The following is a 17,346-nucleotide window of genomic DNA, read 5'->3' as shown; positions in this document are numbered from 1 at the left end:
TTGAAACCGTCCCGGCCGGGGCCGCGGGAGCAGCTGGAGCTGGCTCTCGCGTGCGGCCCGTTCAGCCGGGCACTGTCGCTGGCGATCGACCTCAGCGGGCTCGGCCTGGTCCGGCTGAAGGGACGGCTCGACGCTGCGGGCGCGTCGGTCAGCACGACGACACTCAGCTATTGGCGGACCGGGCGCACCCGGCCGGAGCGGCCCGAGTCGCTGCGCGCGGTGGCGCTGCTGGAGCGGGAGCTCGGCCTGCCGGACCGGTCGCTGACCGAGCTGCTGGCCCGCCCGGAGGGCGACCGGCCGGTGAGCGTGGTGCGCTGGGAGCGGTTGTGGGGACAGGGAAACCGGATGCTGCCGGTGCTGAACTCGTTCGAGGCCTCGCACGACGCGTCGCTGGTGGTGCTCAGCCTGCACGAGTCACTGCACATCGGGGCGGACCGGATGCTGCGGCGGCTGTGTGTGCGGGAGGTGGTGCGGGCCGCGGAGGAGCAGGTGCAGACCAAGGTGGTCACGTTACGCGGCCTGATGCCGGACCGGCGCCCGCGGCTGATCTCGACGCGCTACTGCGCGCCCGGCCGAGTGGAGGCGGTGCCCGGCCAGCCGTTCACGATCTGCGAGCTGGTGCTGGGCCGCTCACTGGCCGAGGGCGAGACCGCGATCCTCGAGTACGAGTTCGAGTACACCGACGAGATCCCGGACACCAGCTACGACCGCCGCTTCCGCCACCCCGTCGCCGACCACCTGCTGGAGGTCCACTTCGACCCGGCCACGATGCCGGCGAGCTGCCACTCCTACCGGCAGGACGCCCCGGACGGCCCCGAGCGCGAGGTGGCCGAGGTGCCGTTGTCCCCGGCGGTGCCCGCGCACGTGATCACCACCGGCGCGGCCCCCGGGATCCACGGGATGCGCTGGCGCTGGCCGTGACGCGCCGTGGACCATCCCCGCGCCGACAGCCGTGATTGGCCGACGGCCTCGCTGACCGACAGCGCCTGCTCGGCGTGGTGCGCGCCCAGTGGCTGGGCGGGCCAGCGTGTCGTGCTGGCATCACGACCGGATGTTACTATTATATTAGTTCCTATCCAAGTGAGGTGGCCATGGCGAGCCGACGAGACTACGGGCAGTTCTGTGGGCTGGCGGCCGGGTTGAACGTCATCGGTGAGCGGTGGACGTTCCTCATTGTCCGGGAACTGCTCATCGGGCCGGTGCGCTTCAACGAACTCGTCGAAAACCTGCCGGGAGTCGGCCCGAACCTGCTCGCCGAGCGGCTGCGGACGCTGAATGAGCACGGGGTCATCGAACAACTGCCGGTCGAGGGTGACGGCCGGGGAAAGCAGTACCGGCTGTCGGAATTGGGCGAGCAGCTTCGCGCGCCCGTGCTGGAACTGTGCAAATGGGGCCTGGGATTCCTCGGGGAAACGGACCGCTCCGGGGTGGTCCGGGCCGAGTGGGGCTTTCTCGCCATGCAGGCGATGGTGATCGAGGACCGGATCCCCGACGTGGATGAGACGTACGAGTTTCGCGTGGGCGACCAGGTTTTCTGCGTTGAGGTGCGACAGGGCAAGGTGGGCTTCTCGCGGGGCGCCACGACCGCGCCCGAGCTGGTGATCACCAGCGACCCGGAGACATTCGTGTGCATCGGCGCGCAGATGCTCACCCCTTTCGAAGCGCTCGCCACGGGCAGTATCAAGATCGAAGGCCCGGTGGAAGCTATTCACCGGTGTAGCCGGATGCTCGGGCTGACCTGAAACACCCCGGGTCGGGAAGTATCGGTTTCTGCGGTTGAGCGTTTTCGCCGCGGCCTTGGAATAGGATCATCAGACTGCTATGCGATAGTGGGCCTGGTGGCTTGCGCTTCCGGAACCGGCACGACAATGACGCGTCAACACGGACGTTTTCTGTGCGGGAATTCCACCTGGGCGTGACAAATTCTCGTGGCGCTATAGGAATTGTTACCGGCGATGTCCAAGGTGTCGCGGCCGTTCAGCTGAGGTAGGAGTTGGCCGCGTACCAGTCGCCCCGGCCCGACGGCAGCAGGTCGGGCACCCTGCCGAACGGTTCATCCGACGCACCCGTCGACCGCGCCGGTGCAGTTGTCCGGTGCGTTGTCGCCGACGAAGGTGCCGTTGGTGACTCGCACCAGGCCGTTGGCGAGGTTGGCCAGGCCGCCGCCGTCCACTGTGGCGCTGTTGCCGGTGACCCGGCTGTGCTCCACCGTGATGACGCCCCCGCCGGTGTTGGCCACGGCCCCGCCCGAGTCGTCGGTGTGGTTGCGGGTGAGCACGCTGTCCTTGATGGTCACGAGCCCGCCGAGCCCGTTGATGACCCCGGCGCCGGGCCCGGGCGCGGAGTTGCCCGCGATCACCGTGTCGGTCACCTCCAGGCGGCCGCCACCCAGGTTGCCGATGCCCGAGTCGTTGTGGTCCAGCACCCGGCTGCGCACGATGGTCAAGATGCCGGCGTTGGTGAACCCGCCCCCGCACAGCGACGGGCCCGGGCAGTTCGACACCAGGTTGCGGGCGATCGTGCTGCCGATGACCGTCAACGAGCCCGAGCTGTTGACGATCCCGGCGGCGGCACCGTTGGAATGGTTGTCGGTGACCTCGCTCCCGACCACCACCGTGGTCGCGCCCGCGTTGGTCAGGCCGGCGCCGTAGAGCCCGTTGTTGCCGGTGATCCGCGAGTTGGTCACCAGCAGGTACCCGCTGACCCCGCTGTTGCCGACGCCGCCGCCCTGGCCCTGCGACTCGTTGCCGGTGATGGTGGTGTCGTCGACGGTCATCCGGCCGCCGCTGTTGACCAGGCCGCCGCCGAAGAACGCCTTGTTGCCACGGACGACGCTGTGGTTCACCGTCGCCGTGCCGCCGTAGTTGCTCACCACGGCGCCCGACGTGGCCCCGGTGAGCGTCAGGTGGTCGATCGTCAGCACGCCGCCGTTGCGTACGTCGAACACCGAGCCCCCGCCGCTCAGGGTGAGGTTGGCGCCGACGGCCGTGAGTGAGAACGTCCCCGTCAACGGCTCCAGGCCGGCCGTCCCGACGGCCACCGCGCAGCCCTGCCTGCCGGTGCTGATCCTCTCGGCCACGGCCGTGCCCGCGTTCGCCGCGCGGATCCAGTCGTTGAGCATGGGAGCGGTGACTCGCGCGCACGTGACCGCGCCTGGCGCGGCTTCGGCGCCGGAGGGCAACGCGGCCAGGCAGGAAACGACGACCAGCGCTGTGGTCAGGACACGTCGTCGCATGATCACTCCTCCAGGCAAGGTACCGAATAGTCAAGCGATGCTATCGGCTTGTCCGGTCGCCTGGACAGTCTTGGGGCATGTTGGTTAAGTTCCAGATAGCGTCCGAGGGGGAGTGGCCCATGACCGTGCTGAACCGGCGTGGCTTCCTCGCCGGGTCCCTCGCGGCCGGGACCTTGCTCGCCGGCTCGGAGTCCGCCGCGGCCGTCACCGACGACCCCGCGATCACCATCGCCGCAGGTGATCCCCGCTACGACGCGTTCCTGCGCGGCGATAACCACCGGTTCGTCGGGCGGCCGGAGTACGTGCGGATGGCGTCGGCCACCAGCCAGGTCGTCGACGCGGTGGCCGAAGCCGTCGCCGCGCGCAAGCGGATCGCGGTACGCAGCGGCGGTCACGGCTGGGAGGACTTCACGACCTCGCCGGACATCAAGGTCCTGCTGGACCTCTCGCCGATGAACCAGGTGACCTTCGACCGGTCCCGGCGGGCGTTCGCGATCGGGCCAGGCGCGACGCTCGGCGAGGCGTACCAGGCGCTCTACACCCGGTGGGGAGTGGCCTTTCCGGGTGGGGACTGCCCGGAAGTGGGCGTCGGCGGCCACATCGTCGGCGGCGGTCACGGTCCGCTGTCCCGCCGGTTCGGCGCCACTGTGGACTACCTGCACGCGGTGGAAGTGGTTGTGGCCGACCGAAATGGGCGGGCCCGCGCGGTGGTCGCGTCGCGGGATCCCGGCGACCCGAACCGGGACCTCTGGTGGGCGCACACCGGCGGGGGCGGCGGGAACTTCGGCGTGGTGACCCGGTACTGGCTGCGTGACCCCGCCGTACGGTCGGCGGACCCGGCGGCCCTGTTGCCGAAGCCGCCCGCGCGATGGTTGATCCGCGACCTCTCGTGGCGCTGGGAAGACCTCACACACGACGCTTTTCACGCGCTTGTCGGAGAATATGGCGCATGGTTCGAGCAGCACAGTTCTGGTGACAGCGAGAACCTGACGGGCTGGCTGGTGCTCGGCAACCTCGTCACGCTGACCGCGATGATCGACGACGCGCTGCCGGACGCCGAAGGGCTGCTGGCCGCGCACGTCGACGCGGTCACCGCGTGGATGGGTGTGCGACCGGTGACGGACCGGTCGCAGGTGGCGCCATGGCTCTACCGGATGACGTACCCCGGCGCCGGCAAGTGGGGCGACCGCGATACCCGGCGGTACAAGGCGAAGTCGGCGTTCCTGCGCAGGCGTTACTCCGATGCCCAGATCGCCACGCTCTACCGGTACCTCAACGGACCCGCGAATCCCGGCGGGCTGGTGATCATGCTCCCGGCCGGCGGCCGGCTCAACGCCGTGCCACCGGCCGAGACGGCGATGTCGCACCGCGGTTCCGTGCTCAAGATGATCTGCGGCGCGTGCTGGCGGACCCCGGCCGAGGACGCCGCCAACCTCGCCTGGGTGCGCGAGCTGTACCGCTCGCTTTACGTGTCCACCGGCGGTGTCCCGGTGCCGGGGGAGGACAGCGAGGGCGCGTACATCAACTACGCGGACACCGACCTGGCCGATCCGGCCTGGAACTCCTCCGGCGTGCCGTGGTCGACCTTGTACTACCAGGGGAATTACCGGCGTTTGCAGGAGGTCAAACGCCGGTGGGATCCCCTGAACGTGTTCCACCACGCCCTATCGGTGGCCTTGCCAAGCTAGGCCGAACAGAGTAGTTCTGTTAGCGGGTACTTATATAAAAACTAACTAACTTCTCTGATGTGGAGGAACCCATGAAGTCGCTCAGGATCGGACTGGCCGCCGCAGCCGCCCTCGCCGCGTCCATCGCGATCGCCCCAGTGGCAACGGCAGCGGCCGAAGGGCCCCGGGTGACGGTCGACCCAGCGGATCACTTGCACTCAGTGGCCACCGTGCACGTCACCGCGACCGGGTACACCCCGGGCGTGGGGGTTTTCGTGCAGCAGTGCGCGCAGGTGGCGGAGGGCGTGGTCGGTTGCGACTACAACGGCACCGAAACGCTGGACCTGAACAAGCACGGTGCCGGCACGGCCACGGTGCGTGTGCACCGCGTGTTCGAAGCGCACTCCGCCAACGGTGACCTGATGGGCAACATCGACTGCGCCGACGCCGAAGTCAACTGTTTCGTCGCCGTTGCCAACGCCCACGGCGGCACCGGCGCCCCGATCACCTTCGCCGGGTAGGCGCGACACGGAGGTCAGGTGCCACGTCGGAAACCGGGAAGGCCCACCGGCCGACGGCGGTTACCCCGCCGGTCCCCACCGGGCAACCACACATCCAACGCCCCGCCGCCACTTCGCGATGGCGCGCTGACGGCCCCGCCTGGCCCGGACGCACCCTCGCTTGGCCCAGTGGCACGCGGGTCCGATCCGGTGACACCCGGGCCTGACGCGGCAACGCCTCAGCCTGACCCGGTGGCACCCCCGCTTGGCCCAATGGCACACGGCCCCGAGACGGCACCTCGGCCCGACACGGCAACACCTCGGCACGGCCCGGCGATGGCGCCGCCTGACACGGTGGCACCCCCGCTTGGCCCAACGGCACACGGTTCCGATCCGGCGGCACCTCGGCCCGACACGGCAACACCTCGGCACAGCCCGGCGATGGCGCCGCCTGATACGGCAACGCCTCAGAGCGGTACCGCACCCCGGCCCGGTCCGGTGCCTCCTGCGCGTGACCCGGCGCCCCCACCGCCCGGCCCAGTGCCTCCTCCACGTAGTCCGGCGGCGCTGCGACCCGCCATGGTCATGGTGTTGTTGTGCGGCACGCAGCTATTGCTGCTGCTCGACTTTTCCATCGTCAACCTGGCCCTGCCGGACATGCGGCACGCGCTGGGCTTCAGCACCTCGGGTGTGCAGTGGGTGGCCAGTGCGTACGCGGTGACGTTCGGCGGCTTCCTTCTGCTGGGCGGCCGGATGGTCGATTTGCTGGGTGGGCGTCGGCTGCTGGTGGTCGGGCTCGTCGTCTTCGGGGCGGCTTCGCTGGCTGGGGGGTGCGCGCCGGTTCCGGTGGTGCTGGTGGCCATGCGCGCGGTTCAGGGGATCGGGGCGGCGTTGATCGCTCCCGCGGTGCTCGCGTTGCTCACCATGGCGTTTCCCGAGGGCTCGCAGCGCAATCGCATGATCGGGTGGTTCGTGGCCGCTTCGGCGAGCGGGTTCGGGCTCGGCGCGTTGCTCGGTGGCGTGCTCACCGAGGGCTTTGGCTGGCGCGCGGTGCTGTTGGTGAACGTGCCGCTGGTCGCCGTGGCTGTGATTGTCGCGCTTCGGGTGCTCGTCGCGCCCCAGCGCCGGGTGCGGCGCCCAGGTGCGGAGGTGCTCGGCGCGGTCCTTGGGATCGTCGGGCTGATCCTGGTCATCTACGGCTTCACTGTGCTCGAGTCTGGCGTGAAGGCGTTGTCCGCGGTGGGGCTCGTCGGGCTCGGCTGCGGCTGCGTTGGCGTTTTCCTCGCGGTGGACCGTCGCCTTCGCCGGCCGCTGCTTCCGTTACGGGTTCTGCGGCTGCGGAACGTCGCGGCCGCGAACGTGATCGGCCTGTTCGGCAACGGGGTGTTCGGCGCGACGACGTCGTTGCTGTCGTTGGAACTACAGGACTCCTCGGGACTCACGCCGCTGGTCGCGGGGCTGTGCTTCGTTCCCTTCGGCGTGGCCGTCGCGGTCTCGGCCACCACGACCCCGCGGCTTGTCGCACGCTACGGCGCGAAACGCGTCCTGGTGAGCGGTGCGATCGTCATGGCGGCGGGAACCGCGTTCCTCAGCCAGGCGAACGCCTGGGCGGCGCTGATGTCCGGCGTGGTTGTCGTCGCCGTCGGGGGCGGTGCGGTCTACACGTCGGTGACCATCACTGGCACCGAGGGCGTCCCCGACGAGCACCAGGGTTTCGTCTCCGGGCTGCTCAACATGACAACCCAGGTGGGTACGGCGCTGTGTGTCGCGGTGCTGGTGACCCTGGCCGGTCAGGACACCTCGGGGACCGCCTTCGGCGTGGCGACCGCCGTGCTGGCGGCCGTCGCCGCGCTGGCGGCGGTCGCGGTGCGTTCCCACCGGTGGAGCTAGCATCACTTTCATTTAACATAGTAGTCTGCGGGGCGGCCGGCGAGTTCACGAGCGAACCGTGGGAGTGCTCATGCAGGCGTTACGCGGGTGGATGGCGCTCACTGTCGCGGCCGTTGTCATCGTGGCAGCTCCACCGGCGTGGGCGGAGTCCACATCGGACGGAGCGGCGGTGTCTTGCACGACGGTGACCGAGACGGACCTGAACGGCTGGATCGAGCAGGCGAACGCCGGTGCCGTGGTGACCAAGCAGGTCGTGGCGAGCCCGGCCGGGTGCGTGGTGCCGATCGGGCCCGCCGGCCTGGAGCCGCTGACCGGCAAGTTCAGCCTGGCGGCCGCGGGAGTGGTGCTCAGCGGCGGTGACTCCATCTTCGACGTCCGCTACCGCGGCACGCTGACGCTGTCCGGGGTCACCCTGACCGGCAGCACGAAGAGCGCGATCCTCAACGCGTGGGGTGGATCGGTCGACGTGACCGACAGCCGGATCATCGGCAACAGCTCACGGTTCGGCGGCGGGGTGGACAACAGCGGCGGCGCCATGCGGCTGGTCCGCACCGAGCTCGCCGGGAACACGTCGACCGGCAACGGCGGCGGCATCAGCAGTTCCGGAGTCGACGCGACGCTCACCCTGATCGACTGCGTGGTCCGGGACAACACCTCGCTCTACGGCGGCGGGATCGGCAGCAGCAACGGGACGGTGCTGCTGAAGAACACGAAGCTCACCGGCAACCACGCCGACGGCGGCTCCGCCGTGGTCAACAGCGCGGGGGAGATGACGTTCGACGGCAGCGAGGTCAGCGGCAACGTGTCGCCGTTGTCGGCGGGCGCGATCACCAACACCGGCACCGTGCACATCATCGGCTCCACCGTCGCGGACAACGAGGGCGGCGCCGTGGTGGTGGTCGCGGGCGGTCCCGTCACGGTGTCCGACAGCCGGATCTCGGGCAACACGTCCGGCGGCTCGGGCGCGGCCGTGCTGAACGGCAGCGGCGCCACCGTGATCGTGGAACGCACCGAGGTCACCGGCAACAAGGCCGGGGGACCGGGTGGCGGGCTGGCGAACGGGGCCGGCGGCCTGTTCCGGGTCGTCGACAGCACCGTCCGGGGCAACACTGCCGGCGCTCCCGGCGGGGGGATCGTCAACGTGTCCGGTGGAACCATGACGGTCACCGGCGGCCAGATCACCGGCAACGCGCCGGACGACTGCGCGGGTTCGATCACCGGCTGCTGAGATTGGTTCAAGAAGACGTACCGAGCGGCCGGGCCGCGCTGATAACATCGAGATCACCCGACACTCTGCCTTCAGGAGGCTCGCGTGCCGCACATCGAGGTGGACCCCACCCTGCCGGGCATCATCGGACTCTTCGACTACCGGCCGGAGACCGCCAAGCCGCTGTCCGAGCTGGCCGACGTCCTGCTGCGCGGGCCGAGCACCCTGTCGAGGGGCGAGCGGGAGCTGATCGCGGCGGCGGTGTCCCGGGGCAACGAGTGCGTCTTCTGCGCCTCGGCCCACGAAGCGTTCGCGGCCGCCCAGATCGACGGCGGTATATCCCTTGTGGAGCAAGCTACCCGGGACCACGAGTCGGCACCGATCTCCGCCAAGCTCAAGGCGTTGCTGACGATCGCCCTCCTGACCCGCGAGGACGGCCGCAAGGTGGACGCGGCCAGCGTCAAGGCCGCGAAAGCCGCGGGCGCGACCGAAACCGAGATCCACGACACGGTCCTGATCGCGGCCACTTTCTGCCTGTTCAACCGCTACGTCGACGGCCTGGCCACCGAACTCCCCGGCTCGCCCGAGGCGTACACCGACCGTGCGCAGGCGATCGTCGAGCACGGTTACGTCTGAGCGAAGGGTGTCACGGGAGCCGGGCTCCGACACTGCACCGCTATACGCTTCGGCAGCGACCCGCCACAATCACTGTGTCCTTATATAGGCCTGTTGTGATACAGTCCGCTGCAGGCGCTGGCGGGACGAGGCCGGCGGGACCGGATGGAGAGACATGAGTGGCGGCGAGACCCCGCACCCGGTGGACCTGACCGAACGCGAGATCGGGCAGCGCAAGATCGGCGCCGGTGACGCCCATTCGGCGATCATGCGCCGCGTCTACCCGGCCCCGATCGACGAGGTCTGGTCCGCGATCACCGAACCCGACCGGATCAACCGGTTCTTCCTCCCGGTGAGCGGCGACCTGCGCGAAGGCGGCACGTTCGCGCTGGAGATGAACGCCGACGGCGAGATCCTCAAGTGCGAGGCGCCGCACCTGCTCCGGCTGACCTGGTCGTTCGAGGGCGCGGTGCCCGACGAGGTCGAGATCCGCCTGACGACGGTCGACGGCGGGACCCAGCTGGAGCTGGAGCACGCCTCGGTCCGGGACGTGCTCGTGTCCAGCGACCCCAAGACCGGTGACTGGGGCGTCGGCGCCGGCTGGGAGCCGCCGCTGAAGTACCTGGGCCGCTACCTCGCGGGCGAACTGCCGAACAAGCCGTCGATGGAGTGGTACGAGCCGAACGAGGAGGACGCGGCGCTCAGCCGGGACGCCGGAATGGCCTGGTCGCAGGTGATCGAGGCGGCCTACGTCCGGTTGCTCCAGCAGAAGTCCTGACCGGGCCCGGACCGTGGTGACGCCATGAGCGACACCCTTTCCCCGGACGCCGGCGCGGCGTTCGACCACGCGGCCGAGGACTGGCTCGCCTGGCAGCGATCCCCGTGGGCCCGCGTCTACTACGCACTGGTCCGGCACGTCCTGGACCAGCTGCCGGAAGCGTCGGCGACCTGGAACGTGCTCGACGTGGGCGGTGCGAACGGTGCCGATTCCTTGCCGTTGCTGGCATCCGGCCATCGGGTGACGATCCTCGACGGCTCCGCGGTGCTGCTGGCCGAGGCGGTCGCGGCGGCTGACCGCGACGGCCTGGACCGCGGGCGGTTACGGGTCGAGCGTGTGGACCTCGACGACCCGCGCCCCCTTCCCGTCCCCGACCACTCGACCGGCTGGGATCTGGTGCTGTGCCACAACGTCCTGCATTACCGCGACGATCCGGCGGAACTGGTCGCCCGGCTCGTCGCGGCGGCGCGACCCGGCGGAACGCTGTCGCTCATCGCCCCCAACCCCGCGATGGACGTCCTCGCCGCGGCGATCCGCGACCGGGACCCGGTGCGGGGACTGGAGATGCTCGACGCGCCGACGCGCCGGTCCGAGACGGTCGGCGTGCCGATGCGCCGGCTGGAACGCGCGGCCGTGACCACCGCCGTCCAGGCCGCCGGCGCGGCCGTGACCGCCTCGCTGGGCCTGCGCACGGTCATCGACCTGGTGTCCGACGACGAGGTGAAACACGATCCGGAGTGGCTCCGCCGGACGACACAACTGGAACTGGCCCTGTGCTCCCGTGCCCCGTACCGCGACATCGCGCGGTTCTGGCAGCTGATCTGCCGCACGCCGGCCTGAAGAAATCGCTAACGAATGGTGCAGCAGCGTTAGCGACCACCAACGACGACAGGTGCAGAGCATGAACGCAACCATCACGGCGTCGGGGCTCGTCAAGCGTTACGGCGATGTCGTCGCGCTCGACGGTCTCGACCTGGAGGTCCCGGACGGCACCGTGCTCGGGCTGCTGGGCCCCAACGGCGCCGGCAAGACCACCGCCGTCCGCATCCTGACCACCCTGCTCGAACCCGACGAGGGACAGGCGACGATCGCGGGCGTCGACGTGCGGGCCGACCCCAGCCGGGCCCGGGAGCACATCGGCCTGTCCGGGCAGAACGCGGCCGTTGACGAATACCTGACCGGTTACGAGAACCTCTACATCGTCGGCCGGCTCTACGGCCTCAAGTCGGCGACCGCCCGCGCGCGGGCCAAGACGCTGATCGACGACTTCGGCCTGACCGACGCGGGCAACCGGCGCGTCAAGACGTACTCCGGCGGGATGCGCAGGCGGCTGGACCTCGCGGCGGCGATCGTCGCCGAGCCGATGGTGCTGTTCCTCGACGAGCCGACCACCGGCCTGGACCCCTTCAGCCGCAACAAGTTGTGGGAGACCATCCGCGCGCTGGTGGACAACGGCTCCACCGTGCTGCTGACCACCCAGTACATGGAGGAGGCCGACCGGCTGTGCGACGACGTCGTGGTGGTCGCGCAGGGCAAGGAGATCGCGCACGGCACGCCCGACGAGCTGAAGCGGACGGTCGGCGGTGACCGGGTGGAGGTCGTGGTCGAGCACAACCGCGACCTCGAGGCCGCCGAGCGGGCGCTGCGCGGGGTCGGCCTGGACGACGTGCGGGTCGACCGCGACTCGGGCCGGCTGACCGCCCCCAACACCGGCGGGCCCGAGGAGCTGTCGCACCTGCTGCGGTCGCTGGGCGACGCCAAGGTGCCGCTGCTGGACTTCTCCCTGCGGCGGCCCACTCTCGACGACGTGTTCCTCTCCCTGACCGGGCACGCCGCCGAGTCGTCCGATCCGCCCGAGCCGACCGAACCGGGCGCGGACGCCGCCGCCCGTCCCAAGCAGGAGGTCAAGTCGTGACCACGGCGATCAAGGCCCTTTCCGACGGCGCGATCATCGCGCAGCGCAACCTGATCAAGGTCAAGCGCATGCCCGAGGTCATCGTGATGATGCTGATCTCGCCGTTCATGTTCATCCTGCTGTTCGCGTTCGTGTTCGGCAACGTCATCAACATCCCCGGCGGCGACTACCGCCAGTTCCTGCTCGGCGGGATCTTCGCCCAGACCATCCTGTTCGGTGCCACCTTCACCGGCCTGGGCGTCGCCGAGGACGTGCAGAAGGGCATCATCGACCGGTACCGGTCCCTGCCCGCGGCCCGCTCGGCGCTGCTGGTCGGCCGCACGACCAGCGACATCGTCTACAACCTGCTGTCGATCGGCGTGATGATGCTGGCCGGCCTCGTGGTCGGCTGGCGGATCGGGTCCTCGGTGGGCGAAGCGATCCTCGGGGTGCTGCTTCTGCTGCTGTTCGCGTACGCGTTCTCCTGGGTGATGGCGTACTTCGGGCTGCTCGTGCCGAGTGTGGAGGTGTTCAACAGCGCCACGGCCGTGGTCATCTTCCCGCTGACGTTCCTGGCGACCACGTTCGTGCCCGCCGAGCCGCTGCCGGTGGTGGTGCGGACCTTCGCCGAGTGGAACCCGGTGTCGGCCATCGCGCAGGCGTCCCGGGAGCTGTTCGGCAACATCAGCCCCGCGACCCCGGTGCCGCCGTCGTGGCCGCTGAGCCACCCGGTGACCTACAGCCTGCTGTGGATCGTGGGCATCCTGGTCGTTTTCGTGCCGCTGGCGATCCGCCAGTACGGCCGCACGACCAACCGCTGACGGTGGTAGCCAGTGCCGGAAACTAAGTATATATTACGGAAGTATGATCACGGCGCTGCTCCTCACCGGACCCCATGCCGGCAACGTGCATCCCACCTTGTCGCTGGTCGGCGAACTGACCCGCGGCGGGCACCGGGTCATCCACCTGACCACCCCCGAGTTCGCCGAGGCCACGGCCTCGTTCGGGGCGTCGGTGGTGACCTACGAGTCGGCGCTCGCGGGGCTGGATCCGGCCGAGGTGTTCGCGTCCGACGACCCGACGGTGCCGCATCTGTTGTACCTCAAGGAAAACGTGCGGATACTCGAGGCCGCGGCGGCGGCGTTCGACGACGCTCCGCCGGACGTGATCCTGTACGAGGACGCGCCGTTCATCGCCGGGAAACTGCTGACCCACCGCTGGCACAAGCCGGCGGTGCGGATCAGCGTCGGCTTCGCGACCAATGACAAGTACTCCTACTATCAGGAAATGGTGGACGCTTCGGGCATTCCCGCGCCGCTGACGTTCGAGCGGTTCCGCACGGAGCTGGCCGAAGTGCTGAGTTCCGGTGACGAACTGTCCGATCTGGAGGATTTCTGGTACGGGATCTCGGATTTCAACCTGGTTTTCATCCCCCAGGCGTTCCAGTTCGCCGGGGACACCTTCGACAACCGGTTCCTGTTTGTCGGACCGGCGCTCGAGGAACGTGGTGAGCGCTGGACGCCGCCGGACGACCGTCCGGTTCTGTTGATCTCCCTGGGCACCAGTTTCAACGACCATCCCGAGTGGTTCCGAACCTGCGTGGAGGCGTTCGCCGACACACGCTGGCATGTGGTCATGACCTTGGGTAGCCGGGTCGACTCCGATGAGCTGGGTCCGTTGCCGGACAACATCGAAGTCCACAACTGGCTGTCGCACTTCGCGGTACTGGAACACGCGAGTATCTGCGTGACCCACGGCGGAATGGGCACGGTGATGCAAGCCCTCCATTGGGGTACCCCGATAGTGACCGTTCCGCACTACGCGTTCGAGGTCGAGCCGATGGCCCGGCGGATCGTGGAGCTGGGGCTCGGCCGACGCGTGCTCGCCGACCAGTTCGACGCGAAAACCCTGCGCCAGACGGTAGATCAACTGGCTGTTGACAGTGAAACGCTCAACAGAATCCGGGAAATGCGGCAGCGGATCCAGGATTCCGGTGGCGCGGCCCGTGCCGCCGCGGCGATACTGGCCCGCGTCGACCACACCCCCGAGATGTCGATCGCTACGTGATATGTGAGTATTGATCTCGCAGAAGTTCACGTCGAACCGAATCGAAGGGGATGAATTTCTTTATGACCATCAATGGCTGGATCAAGGAGACCTCGCGTGAGGTGCGGTCCCGGAAGATTTCCGATGGTCCCGGGTACTCCGCGGTGATCGCGCGCACGTACGACTCGAGCCCCGAGGAGGTCTGGGACGCGCTCACCACCCCGGACCGGATCGCCCGGTTCTTCCTGCCGGTCACCGGTGACCTCAAGGAGGGCGGGAAGTTCCAGCTGGAGAACCACGCCGGCGGCGACATCATCGAGTGCGACAAGCCGCGCCGGATTCACCTGACCTGGGTGGCCGAGGGTCACCCGGCCCAGGAGCTCATCATGACCCTGACGGCCGACGGGAAGTCCCGCACCACGCTGGAGCTCGAGCACGTCGGACCCGGTGAGGGCGACGACGCGATCAGCCACGTGCTGGCCGTGGGTGTGGGCTGGGACCCCGCGCTGGTCGGGTTCGGCCAGTACCTGGCCGGCGAGGAGGTCGACAAGGCGTGGTGGATGGAGTCCGAGGAGGCCATCGAGTTCACCAAGCTGTCCGTGCGCGCCTGGGCCGACGTGCTGGAGAAGGCCAAGGTGGCGCCCGCGAAGGACGTGCACAAGGCCGCCGACGAAACGCTGAAGTTCTACACCCCCGAATAACCGGCGACCCCGTGTCTGTTCGGCCGCGCGGCGGTGACCCCGCCGCGCGGCGGCGTCGGTGGTCGCGTCGAGAACGGAGACCATCTCGATGCCAACTACGTCGTTCCGCCAACCGCACACCGGAACACCGGCCGCGAACCTCCCGCTGCGGCACCGGATTCGGCTGCACATCCTGGAACAGTCCCACCGCGCCCGGTTCGGGCACATCGGCTCCGCCCTGTCGATCGCGGACATCGTGGCGGTGCTGTACGGCGGGGTGCTGCGCGGCACGGGCGAGGACCGCGAGCGGTTCATCCTCTCCAAGGGCCACGCGGTGCTCGCGCTCTACGCCGCGTTGTACGAGTCCGGCCGGATCGACCGGGCGACGCTCAACACCTACTGCGCGGACGGGAGCGTGCTCGGCGCGCATCCCGAGCACGTGCTCGACCCGATCGACTTCTCCACCGGCTCCCTCGGGCACGGCCTGTCCTACGGGGCCGGCAGCGCGCTGGCGGCCCGCCTGCTCGGGCAGGACCGGCGCACGTTCGTGCTGATCAGCGACGCGGAGCTGAACGAGGGATCGGTGTGGGAGGCGACCATGTTCGCCGCGCACCACCAGCTCGGCTCACTCGTCGCGATCATCGACGCCAACGGCCAGCAGGCGTGCGGACCGACCCAGCGCATCCTGGACCTGGAGCCCCTCGCGGCCCGCTGGCAGGCGTTCGGGTGGTCCGTCCACGAGGTCGACGGCCACGACGTGGACACGCTGCGCGCCACGATCGACGCGATCGACCCCACGTCGCCCCAGCCGCACGTGCTGATCGCCCGCACCACGGCGGGCAGCGGTGTCTCCTTCATGGAGCACCAGGTCGCGTGGCGCTACTTCCCGCTGACAGACGAGCAGTACGCGGCCGCCGCCGCGGAGGTCACCGCCGCGGGGGAGCCCCGATGAGGGCCGCGTTCGTCGAGACGCTCACCGCGCTGGCCGAGCGGGACCCCCGGGTCGTCCTGATGACCGGCGACCTCGGGTTCAACATGCTGGAGCCGTTCGCCGAGCGGTTCCCGGACCGGTTCTTCAACGTCGGCGTCGCGGAACAGAACATGGTGGGGGTGGCGACCGGCCTGGCCGAGTCCGGCCTGATCCCGTACGTCTACTCGATCGCGACGTTCGCGACGATGCGGCCGTACGAGTTCATCCGCAACGGCCCGGTCCTGCACCAGCTGCCGGTGCGGATCGTCGGCATGGGCGGCGGGTTCGAGTACGGCAACAACGGCGCGACCCACTACAGCCTCGAGGACGTCGGAATCCTCCGCATGCAACGAGGGCTGACGGTCATCGTCCCCGCTGACGACGCCCACGCGCGCGACGCGTTCGAGCAGACCTACGCCCTGCCGCGGCCGATCTACTACCGCCTTTCCAAGGGCAGCCAGCAGATCCCCGGCGATTTCGAACTCGGCCGGCTGACGACACCGCGGTCCGGCGGCGACATCGCGCTCATCGCCTTGGGCCCGACCGCCTCCGACGCGCTCGCCGCGGCCGAACAGCTCAGCGCGCAGGGCGTCGAGGCGACCGTCGCGGTGGTCGAGAGCTTCAACCCGTCACCCGTCGCGGACCTCGCGGAGGTACTGGCCGGTGTCCCGTACGCGGTCAGCGTCGAGTCGCACCTGGTGGACGGCGGCCTGGGCACGCTCGTGTCCGAGGTGATCGCCGAACACGGCCTGCCGACCCGGTTGCGGCGATGCGGGCTTGCCGACCTGCCGCGTGGCACCACCGGGTCCCTGGCGTTCCTCAAGGAGGAGTTCGGGCTCTCGCCCAGCGCGATCGCGGGCACCGCCACGTCACTGGTGGCCTCCGCCCGCCGGTGACCCGCCAGTGACCCGGAGGGTGTTCGTCACCGGCGCGGGCGGTTTCGTCGGCGCGAACCTCTGCCGGTGGCTGCTGCGCGACGGCCATGAGGTCCACGCTGTCGTGCGGCCGGGCGGCGACCCGTGGCGGCTCGACGGGATCGGCCGGGACATCACGATCCACCGGATCGACCTGCGCGACACCCCAGCGGCGCGGGCCGCGCTCGACGGGGCGGACTGGGTGTTCCACCTCGCCGCGCACGGCGCGTACTCGTGGCAGACCGACCCGGCGTTGATCCGCACGACCAACACGCGGGCGACGGCCGGGCTCGTCGACCTGGCCGGCGCCGGCGCGTTCGAGGCGTTTGTCCAGGCGGGTTCCACGGCCGAGTACGGCGTCAAGGGCCACCCGGCGCGGGAACACGAGCCGGCCGAGCCGCACGGCTGCTACGCCACCAGCAAGGCGGCGGCGACGCAGTACGCGCGAACCGTGTCACGGGACCGCGACGCCCACCTGGTCACGCTGCGCCTCAGCACGGCGTACGGCCCCTGGGAGGACCCGTCTCGCCTGATGCCGGCCCTCGCGATGTCCGGCATGCGAGGTCGGTTGCCCACGCTCACCACGCCACGGACGGTCCGCGACTTCGTGTATGTCGCCGACGTCTGCGAGGCGTTCGTGCTGGCCGCGCAGGCGACTCACCTGGAGCGCGGCAGCGTGCTCAACGTGGGCAGCGGCACGCCGACGTCCCTGGCCGAACTGGTCGAGCTGGTACGGGGCGAGCTCGCGATCCGCGAACGGCCACGGTGGTCGACGATGGCGTCCCGGGAGTGGGACACCAGGCTGTGTGTGGCGGACTGCACCCTGAGCCGCCGCCAACTCGGCTGGCGCCCGGCTCGGGGCCTGGCCGAGGGGTTCCGTGCCCTGGTGGACTGGCTCGGCCACGACCCGGGGCGGCGCGCGAGATACGCGCGCGCCGTCGGGCTGTAGT

General features: G+C 69.7%; 17 protein-coding genes. 16 read left to right on the top strand and 1 reads right to left on the bottom strand.

Annotated features, from left to right (window positions below; all coding sequences use genetic code 11):
• Together OG943_RS12935 and OG943_RS12930 are read left to right on the top strand one after the other, a co-directional pair.
• On the top strand, positions 1 to 921 hold the full coding sequence (locus OG943_RS12935; protein ID WP_328609984.1) for a hypothetical protein: 921 nt from the start codon (positions 1 to 3) through the stop codon (positions 919 to 921).
• 170 nt (positions 922 to 1,091) lie between these two features.
• The gene (locus tag OG943_RS12930; RefSeq protein ID WP_328612060.1) at positions 1,092 to 1,742 is read left to right on the top strand and encodes a winged helix-turn-helix transcriptional regulator; all 651 of its coding nucleotides are present in this window, start codon (positions 1,092 to 1,094) and stop codon (positions 1,740 to 1,742) included.
• Between the two features lie 311 nt (positions 1,743 to 2,053).
• On the opposite strand, the gene OG943_RS12925 is transcribed toward OG943_RS12930, so the two are convergent.
• The gene (locus tag OG943_RS12925; RefSeq protein WP_328609983.1) at positions 2,054 to 3,235 is read right to left on the bottom strand and encodes a right-handed parallel beta-helix repeat-containing protein; all 1,182 of its coding nucleotides are present in this window, start codon (positions 3,233 to 3,235) and stop codon (positions 2,054 to 2,056) included.
• Positions 3,236 to 3,354: 119 nt separating this feature from the next.
• Here OG943_RS12925 and OG943_RS12920 point away from each other — a divergent pair, with 119 nt between their 5' ends.
• The 14 genes from OG943_RS12920 (at position 3,355) to OG943_RS12855 (ending at position 17,345) form a co-directional block, all read left to right on the top strand.
• Positions 3,355 to 4,923: an FAD-binding oxidoreductase gene (locus OG943_RS12920; RefSeq protein ID WP_328609982.1), complete on the top strand. Its 1,569-nt coding sequence runs from the start codon at positions 3,355 to 3,357 to the stop codon at positions 4,921 to 4,923.
• A gap of 71 nt (positions 4,924 to 4,994) precedes the next feature.
• Positions 4,995 to 5,423 carry an enediyne antibiotic chromoprotein gene (locus OG943_RS12915; protein WP_328609981.1) on the top strand — a complete coding sequence of 143 codons (429 nt, stop codon included), beginning with the start codon at positions 4,995 to 4,997 and terminating at the stop codon, positions 5,421 to 5,423.
• A 558-nt stretch (positions 5,424 to 5,981) separates the two neighbouring features.
• A complete protein-coding gene (locus OG943_RS12910) occupies positions 5,982 to 7,292 on the top strand; it encodes an MFS transporter (protein WP_328609980.1) in 1,311 nt (436 codons plus the stop codon).
• A 184-nt stretch (positions 7,293 to 7,476) separates the two neighbouring features.
• Complete coding sequence (locus OG943_RS12905) at positions 7,477 to 8,520, top strand: right-handed parallel beta-helix repeat-containing protein (protein WP_328609979.1); 1,044 nt, start codon at positions 7,477 to 7,479, stop codon at positions 8,518 to 8,520.
• Positions 8,521 to 8,604: 84 nt separating this feature from the next.
• Positions 8,605 to 9,135 (top strand): carboxymuconolactone decarboxylase family protein, encoded by a 531-nt coding sequence (locus OG943_RS12900; RefSeq protein WP_328609978.1) that lies wholly within the window; start codon positions 8,605 to 8,607, stop codon positions 9,133 to 9,135.
• Positions 9,136 to 9,289: 154 nt separating this feature from the next.
• Entirely contained in the window at positions 9,290 to 9,892 is a 603-nt protein-coding gene (locus tag OG943_RS12895; protein WP_328609977.1) for an SRPBCC family protein, read from the top strand.
• A 24-nt stretch (positions 9,893 to 9,916) separates the two neighbouring features.
• Positions 9,917 to 10,732 (top strand): class I SAM-dependent methyltransferase, encoded by an 816-nt coding sequence (locus tag OG943_RS12890; protein ID WP_328609976.1) that lies wholly within the window; start codon positions 9,917 to 9,919, stop codon positions 10,730 to 10,732.
• 61 nt (positions 10,733 to 10,793) lie between these two features.
• Positions 10,794 to 11,807 (top strand): ATP-binding cassette domain-containing protein, encoded by a 1,014-nt coding sequence (locus tag OG943_RS12885; protein WP_328609975.1) that lies wholly within the window; start codon positions 10,794 to 10,796, stop codon positions 11,805 to 11,807.
• The gene (locus tag OG943_RS12880) at positions 11,804 to 12,607 is read left to right on the top strand and encodes an ABC transporter permease (protein ID WP_328609974.1); all 804 of its coding nucleotides are present in this window, start codon (positions 11,804 to 11,806) and stop codon (positions 12,605 to 12,607) included. Before OG943_RS12885 ends, OG943_RS12880 begins: the two co-directional genes overlap by 4 nt.
• 43 nt (positions 12,608 to 12,650) lie before the next feature.
• A complete protein-coding gene (locus tag OG943_RS12875; protein ID WP_328609973.1) occupies positions 12,651 to 13,853 on the top strand; it encodes a macrolide family glycosyltransferase in 1,203 nt (400 codons plus the stop codon).
• 62 nt (positions 13,854 to 13,915) lie between these two features.
• Positions 13,916 to 14,533 (top strand): SRPBCC family protein, encoded by a 618-nt coding sequence (locus tag OG943_RS12870; protein WP_328609972.1) that lies wholly within the window; start codon positions 13,916 to 13,918, stop codon positions 14,531 to 14,533.
• 88 nt (positions 14,534 to 14,621) lie between these two features.
• A complete protein-coding gene (locus tag OG943_RS12865) occupies positions 14,622 to 15,464 on the top strand; it encodes a transketolase (RefSeq protein WP_328609971.1) in 843 nt (280 codons plus the stop codon).
• Complete coding sequence (locus OG943_RS12860) at positions 15,461 to 16,378, top strand: transketolase family protein (RefSeq protein WP_328609970.1); 918 nt, start codon at positions 15,461 to 15,463, stop codon at positions 16,376 to 16,378. Before OG943_RS12865 ends, OG943_RS12860 begins: the two co-directional genes overlap by 4 nt.
• Positions 16,379 to 16,385: 7 nt before the next feature.
• Positions 16,386 to 17,345, top strand: a complete 960-nt coding sequence (locus OG943_RS12855; RefSeq protein WP_328609969.1) for an NAD-dependent epimerase/dehydratase family protein — start codon at positions 16,386 to 16,388, stop codon at positions 17,343 to 17,345.
• The last annotated feature ends 1 nt before the right edge of the window (position 17,346 follow it).

The sequence above is a fragment of the Amycolatopsis sp. NBC_00345 genome, from assembly GCF_036116635.1.
Lineage (GTDB): Bacteria > Actinomycetota > Actinomycetes > Mycobacteriales > Pseudonocardiaceae > Amycolatopsis.
This window is presented reverse-complemented; position numbering and strand designations above follow the sequence as displayed.